Annotated in this window: 8 protein-coding genes and 1 pseudogene; 2 read left to right on the forward strand and 7 right to left on the reverse strand. The window is 64.1% G+C overall.

Annotated features, from left to right (window positions below):
- Positions 1-1,530: 1,530 nt before the first annotated feature.
- Positions 1,531-2,340 carry a DUF6551 family protein gene (locus ACIRVH_RS37790; RefSeq protein ID WP_403963398.1) on the reverse strand — a complete coding sequence of 270 codons (810 nt, stop codon included), beginning with the start codon at positions 2,338-2,340 and terminating at the stop codon, positions 1,531-1,533.
- A 257-nt stretch (positions 2,341-2,597) separates the two neighbouring features.
- Between ACIRVH_RS37790 and ACIRVH_RS37795 the strand changes: the two are divergent.
- Positions 2,598-3,523: pseudogene (locus ACIRVH_RS37795) on the forward strand (phosphorothioated DNA-binding restriction endonuclease).
- Between the two features lie 20 nt (positions 3,524-3,543).
- Here the strand turns inward: ACIRVH_RS37795 and ACIRVH_RS37800 are convergent.
- Together ACIRVH_RS37800 and ACIRVH_RS37805 are read right to left on the reverse strand one after the other, a co-directional pair.
- Positions 3,544-4,059, reverse strand: a complete 516-nt coding sequence (locus ACIRVH_RS37800; protein WP_403963401.1) for a hypothetical protein — start codon at positions 4,057-4,059, stop codon at positions 3,544-3,546.
- Between the two features lie 153 nt (positions 4,060-4,212).
- The gene (locus ACIRVH_RS37805; protein WP_403963404.1) at positions 4,213-5,310 is read right to left on the reverse strand and encodes an MrcB family domain-containing protein; all 1,098 of its coding nucleotides are present in this window, start codon (positions 5,308-5,310) and stop codon (positions 4,213-4,215) included.
- A 325-nt stretch (positions 5,311-5,635) separates the two neighbouring features.
- Between ACIRVH_RS37805 and ACIRVH_RS37810 the strand changes: the two genes are divergently transcribed.
- Positions 5,636-6,025 (forward strand): hypothetical protein, encoded by a 390-nt coding sequence (locus tag ACIRVH_RS37810; protein WP_403963406.1) that lies wholly within the window; start codon positions 5,636-5,638, stop codon positions 6,023-6,025.
- A gap of 7 nt (positions 6,026-6,032) precedes the next feature.
- Here the strand turns inward: ACIRVH_RS37810 and ACIRVH_RS37815 are convergent, their stop codons facing one another.
- The 4 genes from ACIRVH_RS37815 to ACIRVH_RS37830 form a co-directional block, all read right to left on the reverse strand.
- Entirely contained in the window at positions 6,033-9,335 is a 3,303-nt protein-coding gene (locus ACIRVH_RS37815; protein WP_403963408.1) for a type ISP restriction/modification enzyme, read from the reverse strand.
- Between the two features lie 961 nt (positions 9,336-10,296).
- A complete protein-coding gene (locus ACIRVH_RS37820) occupies positions 10,297-11,214 on the reverse strand; it encodes a ribosome-inactivating family protein (protein ID WP_403963411.1) in 918 nt (305 codons plus the stop codon).
- A gap of 19 nt (positions 11,215-11,233) precedes the next feature.
- The gene (locus ACIRVH_RS37825; protein ID WP_403963413.1) at positions 11,234-11,731 is read right to left on the reverse strand and encodes a hypothetical protein; all 498 of its coding nucleotides are present in this window, start codon (positions 11,729-11,731) and stop codon (positions 11,234-11,236) included.
- 148 nt (positions 11,732-11,879) lie between these two features.
- A complete protein-coding gene (locus tag ACIRVH_RS37830) occupies positions 11,880-13,097 on the reverse strand; it encodes a hypothetical protein (protein ID WP_403963416.1) in 1,218 nt (405 codons plus the stop codon).
- Positions 13,098-13,120: the final 23 nt, after the last annotated feature.

The raw sequence follows: 13,120 nt of genomic DNA on the forward strand, positions 1-13,120 counted from the left end.
CCCCGCGGCGGCTTATGCCGCCCCCGGGCGGCCCCCTCCCCGCCCGGTTGGGGGCCCCACCCCCCCCCGTATCCCCCGGGGTCCCCACAACATGGGGGGGCGCCCCGCCGGGGGGCCGCGCCGCCTCCATGTCTTCGCCACCGGCCGCACGGCGCCGCCCGTCCGTCGCCACACGCAGCGGCCACATTCCAACACGGGCACAGGGGACGAACGGTGATCCCCAACGGTGCAGGCCAAAGACGCTTTGTGTTCCCGAAAGAGGCCGGATCGTGGTGGCGGTGGCATGCGGGCCAACGCTGCCAGATGCGCGAGCGTCCGTACGGCCCGCTGATCCCGCACCGGGCCACCGGCCGGACGGCGGGCGCGGCCATGAGGAGAGGCAGAAACCCGCTGTGGCTGGGGCGGTCGGCTCCACGACTTTAGCCAGCCACTTTGGCGCGAGCCTCGAAGATCATGGCCCCAACGTCGTGCTTTACCGGGCAGGTCAACAGACTGCCCGACGCGCCGGAAGCTTACGGGGCCATGATCACTCGCGCCAAAGCAGCTCCCGGCCAAAGTCGCTACACCGACCGTGACGAAATGTCCTGCTTTGATGGGGTGCAAGGGATGGCACTTCATGGCACATCCTGAACAACATATCCGGTTTGTGGCCAAACACTACGGGGCGTCACCGGCCCGTACGTCACACTCAACTCACTGACAGCACATGGCCGTGTCAGACAAGTCGCGCGGCCGCGCGTAGGGGTTCATTCGAAGGGGTGGGGAATGGTGGCGTTTCGGGGCCCGCAATCCCCAGGCGGGGCGCACCCGCTGCAAGATGGGACCCGCGGCCCTCACGAACTGACATCGCGTGAAACCGTCTGCTGGTCCAACTCACGCTCTTCTAAGTGGAGTTGGGTCCCTCATGTGTCAGTTCCGTGCCACAGAATCGACTTGGCAGGCAAATCAAGGGCGCACCCGAACACTTTGGCGAGAGACGGGTGCGCCCCCTGGAGAGAAACAGGAGAAACACAGCGTGTCCGTCCTGATCCCTGACGCCTCGCTCCCAAACGGCAGCGATGGCGCTACTGACACTGTCCCACAAGCCACTGACGGCGCTCGATGGTTGGCGATCGCGGCCATCGCTAGTTGCGTGATCGACGGCGAACCACTCTCTGCAACGCTCGACTCGGCAAGTCAGTTGATCACTGTGATCATCGTGCTTCTCCTGGTTAAGGCCCGGCTGCCTCAGTACTGGTCCAGCGAGCTGCAGTACGGCAACCGACCCCGTCGGCTTCGTCCGCCTAGGGCCGGGGCGCAACCGAGCATGACCGCCGACGATCGATCCGCATAGAGCCGCAGATCAAAGGTTGCCCGTGCCCCAGCCGTGCCCGATCTGTCGGGGAAGCACGGGGAACAGCAGTCAGTCACGGGGACCAGACATGCTGAGAGCCTCTGACCAATGTCGCTGGTCAGAGGCTCTCAGCCACGGCGGTGGGTGTGGGATTTGAACCCACGGTGACGAGCGCCACGACGGTTTTCCTACTTCATTCAGGCAGCAATCCGATTCTCAGCCCGCTTGCCCTTGTTCCACTCGGAGAGGATGAGCTGGTAGCACGTGCTCACCCTCGACCCCGTTCCGCTGTGCTGCGTGCCGCCCGCGGACGCAAGCGCAGTGATGTTGGCGCGCCACCGGAACGCAGGGTCTTTCTTGCCGATCTTCTCGGCAAGAGCATCGTCGTCCACGTGGTCACCATGCCGCCCCAGGAACATGCCGATGCCACCGAGCAGCATTCCGTCCCAGGTGTCCTTCGTACGCCCCCAAGCAGTCTCAGCAACCTTGAGCGTGCGCTCCAGGATCTCGGGCCCGTACTGATCGGTGATGCGGAGCACACCCGCAACCGCCCCCACAGTGTTCGTCCCGGAGGAGCCCATGGACAGGTTGCGCGCCACCAGTGCCGACTCGGTGTCAACGAAGAGGGGCAGACCGGCAGTCAGACCAATCCTGTACTCGTCAAGAGGCCTCGGCTTGCTCGACTCACGGTTCTTGATCAGGAACAGCACGGCCTCTTCCATCTGATCGAGGTCATGGTGCACTTCGGCCACCAGAGTGGGAATGCCAGAGAGCTTGGCGGCGTGCCAACGGTGCATGCCGTCGACGATGTAACGATCTCCGTTCGCGCGCTGCGAGACCACGATGGTGCCGAGCGCCTCGGGAACCATGTTCTTCGCGATACCCATAGCGCGCGGTTCGTTCAGCGTGCGCTGGGCCTTGTCGTCGATCTTGAGCTCTTCGATAGGGATGCTGACCCCGTGGACGACCTGGTGCTGCGGGAGCTGGTACGGGTACTTCTTGGGCATACCGCTGCCCTCTCTACGCCGCTCTTAGGAGGTTGGCTATCTGCCAGTGAGGGGATGCGACGTACCGTCAAGATTACTCGGCCAGACGGGTGATGTACCACGATTTGCCCTTTGACTACTGCTCAGGTAGGAGCGGAACTCCCCGCCTAGGACTACCGGCGCGACAAAGAGCCATGCGTGCCCTTTGCGTCCCCGGTCCAGCAGTATCGGACGGGCAACGACGGGGAGCTGCAGAACATGGCAAGGTGACCAACGTGATGACGCGGGACGAACTGTTGAACGCCCTTGCAGGGCTGCGTCTGGCACGGATCGGAACGGTCCGCGCTCCGCACAAGCCTTTGCTGGTGCTGTGGCTGCTGGGACGATTCGCCACGGTAGGAAGCACCGCGGTGGCCTATGACGAAGCCGAAGGGCCCGTCAGCCGCCTGATCAACGACTTCGCTCCGCCGATGAGCAATCCGTCGCAGGCTAAGCAGCGCGCCGCGATGCCCTTCGTCCATCTGGAACGCACCCTGTGGGACCTACACGACACAGCAGGCCGGCCGATACGTGTAAGCGATCCAGACCGAGGCGCGTGGCTGCAAACCCAGGGCGCCCACGGCAGCATGCGCCCCGAGTGGAGAGACTGCTCGCCGACCCCGGCACCGTGGCGGCGGTTGCCAGACTCCTGCTCCAGCAGCACTTCACCCCCGCGCTGGAAGCACCCATCTGCGACGCCGCCGGCCTCGACGTGACCGCCTGGGATGCACAGGCGGTGTCCATTCCGGGGCCCAGACAGCGGCGGGCACGGCGAAGCGGTTTTGTCGAGGACGTCCTGCACGCCTACGCCTATGCCTGTGCCTTTTGCGGGTTCGATGGCGCTATCGGCCGCAACCCGGTAGGCCTTGAGGCCGCCCACGTGCGCTGGCACAGCCAGGACGGCCCGGACGAGGTCAACAACGCCCTGGCACTGTGCTCTCTGCACCACACACTCTTCGACCTCGGCGTACTGGGCCTCGGGCCGGACCTACAGATCCAGGTTTCCCACCGGTACGTAGCTCGAAGCACGACCGGGCAAGCCGTCGACGCCCTCAACGGGCAACGTGTTGCGACACCTCGACCTGGCCACTCGGCCGTCGATACGCAGTACGTCCAGTGGCACCAACGGCAGGTCTTCAAGCACCCCGCAGCGCACGCTGCATGACGCACACCAAAAAAGCAACCCTAAATCATCGATTCATCGTCTAGAGCGCGGGAGAGTGTGGACGAGTCGGTGACAGCCACTCGCGCCCTGGTTTTCGCTGATTTCAATTTACGCTGCCATAGCAACTTTGATCGGTACGGATGCCACAGGGCCAGGTAGACCATGACAGTTGCTTCGTTCAGCGCATTGAGGTGCACGGTCCTCACCCCTCCTCCGCATTCAGGATCGGGATACTGCTCCCAGCTACGGCGGCTTTCCCTGTAGATAGCACCTCTTGTTTTCACGTACCAGCTAGCAATCTCCTGAGGAACACCCGCGATCAATGCTGCTGCTTCGAAGGCGTGCTGAGCCGAGCGGAGCTGCCCCCATTCTTCTTGCCTACCTTCAGACCACACGGCTTCTTCCAAGGCCGCCATGGCGCTTCGGGCAGCTGCACGGGCTTGGCGACGTTCGGGGCCAGCGCCCACGTACTGGGCGACGACGCCGCCTATGCTGCCGGCACCGAGAAGTTGCAGTACTCCCACAAGGTCAGCCATCCGACAAACGTAACAGTGAGCCACATCTTGAGTAATCACTTTGGCTAAATCCTCGGCGATCTACTCTTCGAGGAAGGTTTGGACACCCGGATCACCTAGAGTCGACACCCCGCAGCAGACAGCAGATCGGCCATGTCTGCACCGTTAAGACGTTCAGATGGCCCCAGACTCAACTTCTTTCTCCGCAAGGCCGGCAGTGACTGCCTCTGGGGATCCCGCCCAACCGTCCTCCGTAGGCCACACTGACGCAATCCCTTGGTGAGTGAGCAGTCGCACGTACAAATCACCGATCGCTTCGCTAAAAAGTGCCATACGACGGGGCTGCTCATCGGCCTCGTATAGAAGAAACGCGTACGTGGCAAGCTGACCGATCGCTTCTCGCACAGCATGGCTTACATTGCCACGGCGAACTACCTTCGCTTCAATTAGCCACTCCTCGCCGCCTTTTCTGGCCACAATGTCGCGCGGGTACCTGTTCGTTCCAGCGTCAAAGCCAGCCCGTTTGAAGAAGTCACCGTAGCGTCGGACCAACGTCTCATGCTTCCGGCTCTTTTTGATCATACGGCCGGTTATTCTTTGCACGTACTCACTGTCACTCTTCGGCGCAAAGTGCAACAGCGGATCCATCCGCTCACCAGTCGACTCCTGCTTGATGGTTGTAATCACATCTCGGGTGGTACTCCGCAGCTCCTCTCGCAGAACCAATGCGTCTTGATAGAGCGCGATTATCCGCCGAAGGTCCGCCTTCAATACTTCCTCTCCCGGCAAAGACGCAATCTCGTAGACGCGCGCGAGGATGTTGCCTGCCTCATAGGCGCGCGGCAGACCGGGCCTACCGCCGAGATCAATCGCGTCCACCAGCCCGACAGCCTTTTCGCTGGAGAACGCGTTGCGAATCGCCGCGGCTTCGCTTCGGAGGAGCTCTTGCGCCTTACGTGTACCAAATGCCTTTTGCAGCTCTGTGACACCCTGGTTCAGGCTGAGTGAGACCGTTTTCATGTCCTCGGCGAAGAGGTAGACGACGTACATGCCACGTGTTGCTGTGTCCGTCTCATCTGGGTCGAAGAAGGACACCCACGGGACGAACGCGCCCGCGCCGTTCCCTGCGCTGCCCTTGATGAGGTAAGCCGCTGGGATGTGTGGCTCGAAGACAGGCAATGCCCCCCTCAGCAGCTTCGCTGCCGGCGACCCGGTACCGTCTGCCCGGTTGTACGTGGACCCGACCTCATGCAAGTAGCCTCGTAGCGCCATGGGTTGATGCTACGGCGGCCCACCGGCAGTCAGTCAGGCGCAGTCGGGCTCGCCCACGTGGGACCTCGACGGGAAGTCGTAGTTGTCTTCCCTCTGCGGCACAGGTCGCGCAGAGCGCCTTCGGTCCGAGGCGCACCCTCTTCGCAGCGAAAAGGGGGCACGAGCGCAGGTAGGTAGCCGTTGGTGGGTGCGGCGCCTTCACAGACTGTCCGTGCGCTCAAAGCCCCCGAGCAAGCCGGGAATACTGATCTGATTCAGGTGGAAGTTGGGGCGAACTCGGTCCCGATGCACGGAACCGACCCCCTGTGCTGCTAAACATGCAACCGTGCACTCAGCTCTCTCCCCTTCGCAGCTTCAACTTCTGCAACACCTCATGCTCGCCGAGGTTCCACACCCCGATACGGATCCCGCGGCGGTGGCGGTCCGAGACCTCGAAGAAGCGAGCATCACGGACGACGTGCAAACTCTCAGCTGGATGGGACTGCTGGAGGTCAGGGGTGAACATCTGGCTATCACGCCGCACGGGAGGGCAGTGCACTTCGAAGCCGAGTGTGCCGTGCTCTCGGCGCGTCTGGCCGAGGTGAGTGTCTTCGCCGACGACCTCCAGCGACGCACACCCTCACTCGGTGCAGAACTGCACGCGCTCCGCCAGCTCGCCGACGGGGCATGGAGCCTGACGGAAGCGGTGGCGTACGTGGAGCGCTGGGCGCACTGATCAGGCCCTACGCCTCCTCGTCGGCCTCGATGGGGAGTTCGATTCGGCGGTGGGGTTTGCGGGCCTTGTCGGGGACCGGCAGGATGCCGACCATCTCAAGGTCGACTGCAGTAATCGTGGGAGCGGCGAGGACGCGGCCCAGCAGGTCCTGCTGTGCGGGGGCGAGGTCAACAAGTCGACGCAGCACGGAGAGTAGTTCGATCAGGTCCCGCGACCAGTCGGCCGGCCAGGACTCGACATGCAGTTCGTCCAAGGGGCTGGTCTTGCGGCTATTGGGGTTGGCTTTTCGGTAGCCGAACCACTTCTTGATGATCTGCATGCCGCCGACGTCGTAGTTCCATACATCGGCGGGGACGGGGCTAACGTGCCCGCCGCCCAGGTGCAGGGTGCCTGTCATCTCGGCGTACCGGATCTCGGCGGGTACTTCCGCCCCTATGTGCTGGTCGTAACGGATACGGCGCTCATCGCCTGACGGGAAGAGGATGTCTCCGGCCGGTCGGCCGTCTTCCGGATCGGCATAGCGCTCCCCGTACGTTGAGGCCCACAAGAGCTGCCTGCCCAGCTGTACCGCCTCGTGCCACAGGGCGGGATCGCGGGTGAGCGGCAGCCGCACGCCCGGGGTTAGGAGTTCCTCGGTGAACCGCTTGGTGAATCCGGCGTGGCCGGCGACAGCCGCCGCGTACGCGGCCAGATCGTGCACCGTGATGTGGTCAAGGCCGAGTTCGGCGGCGAGGTACGCGAGGAGACGAGGGTGCACGTTGGGGGTGCCGTCCGGGTGGAGGATCGGCATGATCTTGCCACCGCGGCCGTTGAAATGATGGGTGTCGGGGAGCAAGGAGGTGGCGACGACCGCCGGCCCGGTCTCAATCTCGTGCGAGGACTGCTGGTTCAGGAAGAGTTGATCCGGCTGCATGGCTTCCCACAACTCAGGTCGGGGGCGGTCGACGACACGGCTGTCGGAGATCAACCACTGCCGGTCGAAGCTGCGCATGGCAATGGGTACCAGGTCAGGCGTCAGGTCTGTTTCGTCCGCGAGTGGCCGGAGGTGCTCAGGCTGTCCGTACAACGGAGCCCTGCTAGCGTGCAGCGAACGGTCTCCTGTCTCCTTGAGCAGTTCCGCCTTCTTGACCGGGTCGTCCTCATGGATCAGCCGCGCCCATCGCTTCTCAAGCACCTGCTTGCTAGGGCCGTTCACCCAGGAGCGGTTGGCCTTGATGCCCGGGTTTCCCCAACGGAAAAGATCGTCGAGAGCGGGGTAGTCCTCCCACCCCGTCTCGGTGGTCGGGCGGAAGGGGCGGGTGGCATCCGAGTGCGTGTCCTGCCAGCCGTCCTCGTCCAGTCGGATCTCTTTGAGCTGACGGTACTTGGCGCCTCGCTTGCCGTGCACGGCGCGGTAGTGGATACGGGCGGGCCGCTCAGGGTCGGTGTCTTTGCTGCGGACGAAGATGCAGATGGCCAGTGGCTGGGCGACACCCGGGAAGATCCGGCTGGCCACATCCGGACGATGCCCTTCCGGAGACAGGTCAATAATCCAGCCCTCGTCACAGGTGCGCCGCAGATAGTCCCGCATGCCACGCCCGCCGGGCCCGGTGGTGAAGCCAGAGGGCGTGATGAAGCAGACGACTCCCTGCTGGTCCTGCGGATGCGCGTCGAAGACCTTCCACGTCGCCCAGCGCCAGAAGTAGACGTAGAGGTTCTTCAGCACGTGCTCATAGCGGCCGTTGCCAGGCCACTTGAAAGCCTCGATGGGAGCCACGCCCTGTGCGGGTGTGCCCTTCTCGACCCAGCCGCCGCGGCCCTTGGCCTTGTCGTCGTAGGGCGGGTTGCCAATCGCGACGGTGACCGGCGTGCTGGCCTTCACCCGGTTCGCCCGCTTACGGGACTCTGAGATCACCCCGTACGTGGAGGCGAGGGTTTCCTCGGCCAGATACGGGTCGTCCAACGTATCGGTGACGAACAGCTTCATTCCATCCGGCGGTGCAACCGCTTGATGGCGCTTGAGCAGATCCGAGGTCCGCAGCTCGGCGACAGCGAAGGGTCCCATCTGCAGCTCGAAACCGATCAAGCGATTCGCTAGATCGCCTATCGCATCTGGCGTTGCTCCGGGGCCGATGTTCTCCGCCGCCCAGGCGGCGACATGCTCGATGACCGCGTGAAGGTACGTGCCCGTCCCCATTGCCGGATCGACGATGCGCACGCTCTCGTCCGCATATCCGTCCGAGCGGCCCAAGCGGGTACGCAGCACGTCCTCGGTGAGGCGCACCATCTCCTCGACCACCTCACGCGGGGTGTAATACGAGCCGCTCTTCTGCCGCAGCTTCTCGTCGTACACCTCCAGGAACGACTCGTACAGGTGCAGATATGCATCCCGCCGGCCCTTACGAATCGCCGCCCAGTCAACTGCGTCGATCACCTGAATGAGCAGATCGAGGCTGACCTCGAAGCTCACCGTGATGTTGTCAGTGAGGAGCTGAAGGGCCTTGCCCATCAAGGCATGTCCGGCATCCAGCCGCCGACCGACCTCATGCAGCCCCACCCCCTTCAAGGAGATGTCCTCGGTGCGCGCCAGCAACAGCGCAAAAGTCACTGCCTGGGCGTAGCCGTCGGCGAAGGTGGCATCATCGGCCGTCGGAAAGAGCAGCTTTCGCCAGTCGTTCTTCAGTCCTGTGAACCGCAGCTCCTCAGGCCGCGCCCCTTCCGCCGCATACCGCCCCTCGAACTCCAGTTGCTCCAGGACCGCCGCGCGCAGCAGGCGGCACAGCGGCGCAGTGCGCCGGACCAGAGCGGAGGCTTGGCGGATTGGCTCGGGAACCCAGTGCAAGAAGGTCCGCAGGAGACTGTTGAACGCTGCAGGCTCGCGGGCGGTTAACGACCGTCCTGCACTGGCCAAATCGCCCTCGAAAACGACCGGAGTGCCAACCTGCTCCCCGGTGCGGAAGAGCCGCCATTCCGTGCCGTTGGTGTAGAGCACGTTCGGCAGGTCGCGCAGTCGCTCCCACTGCTTCTTGTTACGCCCCGTGAACTTCTCCGGATCGACAGGATGACCGGGACGCTTGACTTCGATGTAGCCGACGATGTCGCCGTGTACCTCGACCGCATAGTCGGGGCGCACACCCACATCACGCAGAGGTGTTTCGGAGTGCCACAGAACGCCGTCCATGGCATCGTGACTGCCCACGGTCTCTAGGAGCTTCTGCATCGGCGGACGGATGGACGCCTCGGGGTCGCCTGGTCCGTTCACCATGTCCTTGCACGACGCGCCGAAGGTCGATATGGCCTCCGAGAGCCAGCCGAACTGCTCCTGCGTCACTGCCACCCCCACGCACTACCGATCACGACTTGAGAGTATGTCAGGTCCGCAAGAAGATCCAGACGAAGTCCCAGCGTAGCTTGCATAGTTGAGGGGCGAGCTTGGAGTATGGCTCGGTCGACGCTCCGCGCAGGCGTAGAGGATCAGACGAGGTCGCGCCAGAACGGAACCTCAGCTCTCGTCGACGCGGCCCCGTGCCTCGTCGAGCTCATGGTGCATGTAGTCCACTAGATTCAGCCCGTAGTAGATGATGCCGATCTGCCATACCGAGAGCACTGGACACCCGAAGCTTCTGCAGCCAGTGCAAGGGCTCAGCCCGCGGTCCACAGACTGCCCGACGCGCCGGAAGCTTACGGGGCCGTGATCACTCGCGCCAAAGCAGCCACGGCCGCCTCGTCGTTGCCCACCAGGAGCCGTTCAAGCAGTTCCCGCTCCATGCCGTCACCCCCCACCTGGATCCTGCTGTGCAGCAGCCGGATACAGCAACCACAGCAACCGACCCTGCCCCGTAGCGTCCCTTTGAAATCCCCCCGGCCGGGCCGGCCTCACGGAGAGATCCTCGAACGACCACACTCGACCCGTTAGGGGCCGTGGACCACTCGTGGACCGATACGCGGTACTCAGCCGATTGCAGGGCGCTGAGCAGGAAAGATACTGCGAGGTGCAAGGCCCTCCGGAGCCGTGTGCGCAGGTTCGAATCCTGCCGGGGGCACTCGCCAGTCAGCCAGCAAAAATCAAGCTCTGACCAGCGCGAATGCCGACTTGAAAGAGCGGGAGTCAGTCTCACTGACTCCCGCTCTTTCTCGTTGTCTCTTACTGTCCGCGCACCATCTGCGATACACGCGACACACCTTCGACACGCTCACCCGTAGGGCACCCCTGACGACATCGGGCGGCTATGCGGAAGGATGTGGACAAGGTGGAGCACGGCGGCGGCAGCCCTCGGTGACCGGGCGGTGGGTCAGCGCCTCGGCGGCGGCTTGATCAGATAGATCCGGCGGGCCAGATCCAGCGCGGTCAGCAGCACGTTGGCGCCGTTCCAGGTGTACCGGCGCTGCTGCTGCCACACGGAGCCGAAGGTGCCGCTCGGGTCGGCAGCGTGCGCGTTCACGACGATCGTGGACCGATCGCTCCAGTCATGGAGCTCTTGTTCGTGGGCGCCTACCGTCCAGGTCTGCCCGCCCCGGATGTGCTGGGCGATCAGCCCGGGAATCACCTGGAACCGCGACCCTTCGGCCAGGGCCACGGCCAGCCTCTCGACACCGTCCTGCAGTCCGTGGTTGCTCGTGCCGGGGTCGTGGTCGAACAGTAGGCGTACGGCATCCCTCAGGAGGCCCCGGCCGACTTGGATGCTGGGGAGGTCGCGATAGGTCACGGGGAAGGGGAAGCGCGACCTTCGGACTTGCGGGTACACGTTTCCCGGGATCATGTCGCGCCCGCCCTCGGTGAACGTGTAGACGGTCTCGCGGTTCCCATTACGCACGTAGAAGCCCAGCAGATACATGTCGGACCGGCGGAAGAGCCCTCGGACCATGCCGCCGTCGACGACGTCACGCTCGGCGAACCGTCCGATGTTGATCGACTGGAAGACGTTGGGGTCGGGGTTCCGGATCAGATGGCCGGCCCCCGGCTGCCGGGCGGCCTCGTCCCCCAGCATCGCGCTGCGGATGTTCTGAACCGTGTGCGTGTAGAGGTTGGCGAACTCCTCGTCGCTTCCCACCGCCCTCAGCTGAGGCTGGCGCTGTGTCTGCGGCCGGGCCTCCAGCCCGTTCTGGGCGACCGCGCTTCCCGCGCCGAGGGTGCCCGCCAGCACGGAAACCACGACCGTCGCACTGATCAGCCGCCGCCGTAGCGGTCGGTCTTCGGCTCCTCGCGTCATCTCTTCTCGGCCGTCCACGTCAGACCCAGAATTCGAACTCGGCCTGCAGATGGCCCTTGGTGACCCGGCCTCCGTCGCTCCAGTAGCGAGCCTTGAACTCCGCGCCGTGCTGCAGGCTTACGTCGATCAGCGTCGAGCCGTACGCGGCGCAGTGGGCATTGCCGCAGGCCCAGTCCCACGCGACGCGCTTGCCGTCGCGATTCACGATCTCGATCCAGTCCCAGCCGTCGTACGCATCGCGCCCCGAGGGCGCCATCCACGTGACGTTGATCCCCTGGATGTGGGACTGGTACCACGAGCCCCGGAACTGCGCGGGCGTCACCTCGTTGATCAAATAGTCGGTGTTGAGCTTCTCCTGCGCCCTCTCGGCGGCCCTGGGGACCTTGTTCTGGTGCGTCGGCGGCTGCCAGTGCTCACGCGCCGAGTCGGCCGCCGGAGCCGCCTGCACAGCGGCCTGCGTCGACTTGCCCGAAGCCTGCGAGGCCGCGGTGGATGTCCCCAGCGCCACCACGGACACACCCGCGAGCACCCCGGCTACGACCGCGCCCCGCCGCCGAGGCATGTTCACCCCGGCGGATAAGGAAGAAATCCTGCCCTTGCCTCGTGTACGGAACAACATGCGTACCCCAACCTGCCGTTGATCGGTGATCGATGAACCAGAAACATTAGGGAGCGGCGTTCAACGTTCCTTTGACGACCGCTAAACGCGAACCTTCACGGATGTACGCAAGGCATGACGATGACGTCGCCGATCTTCTCCTCAACGTCCCCCAGGTATTAAGCACGTCTTCACACCTGCAGTTCTCGTGATCCCCAGGTCTGGTCATCAGCCCTACGGATGTCCCGTAGCAGTCAAATGAGACGTAACCACGGCTAGATGGTGGGAGGTTGCCCAAGCGCGCCACTCCGTGCCGCCCCCCCGCCTTCGAGCGCTTCCGTTGGGCGCATTCGTGGAGACGTGCGTCACCCCACGAGGTGGCGGCTCCCGTAGCAGGCCAGTAAGGCGAGTTGACGAGATCCTGGCTGAGCGTGAAGAAGTCATCGTTGCCTGTCTGGAGCCGCGGATACACGAAGACCTGCCACTCTGCCGCTGTGGTGTAGCGCATGTTGGGGTCTGGCGTTCCACGGCTCTTGGGCAGGATGCGGGGATAGGTCACGCCGAAGTCGCCGAAATCAGGTTGTTCCCCTCGCCACTTCTCGACGACCTCCCGCCAGAACCTCGCATCTCCCCGTGCTACAGGTGTGGCGGTGCCTCGCGGGAAGCCTGTCAGGTTGACGGGGAATGCGCCGGCCGCCACACAGAGGTGCCTCCACGGCCACCGAGAGAGCTTGATCAAGGCTTCGGCGGTCCCTTCGGCCAGGGTTTCCCTCGTGCGACCCGAGCGCACCGGACCAGCGTCGATCAGCAAATCGATCTCTTCTGGACCTAGCTGGACTGCTCGGAGTAGATCGCTTGTCTGCTCTCTGTCTGGGGGCCGGCCGCTGAGGTCGAGGGCCGTAGAGATTCGCAGGCACGCTCCCTGCCGGTGTGCCGCAGCTGCGCCCGCCACCTCGGCCAGCACGTCATCGGTATCGGTCCGCCTAAAGACCGGGCACATCGCGACGCCACGAAGCAATAGCGACTCTCCGACTCGCGCGACGGGGCCCCCGACGTCTCCCTCAAGCACTCGGACGGACGGCAGTGCGCCGCAGTCCACGGTGAGAACCATGCCGCTCGGCACATTTTCCATGGCGTGCCCGAAGAAGGTCTCCAGCAAGTCTCGCAGCTCGAAGTCTGGCACGATCTCCATCACTGGGCGGATCTGAGCCTGGACTTCCGGCGAGGCGTGTCCCAATGCGAGAAACTCGCCCGCCTTGCCCTTCAGGATTGGAACGTAGGCCACCAGCCACCCCCAAGTGCTCCCCA

This window comes from Streptomyces sp. NPDC101165, assembly GCF_044768135.1.
Lineage (GTDB): Bacteria > Actinomycetota > Actinomycetes > Streptomycetales > Streptomycetaceae > Streptomyces.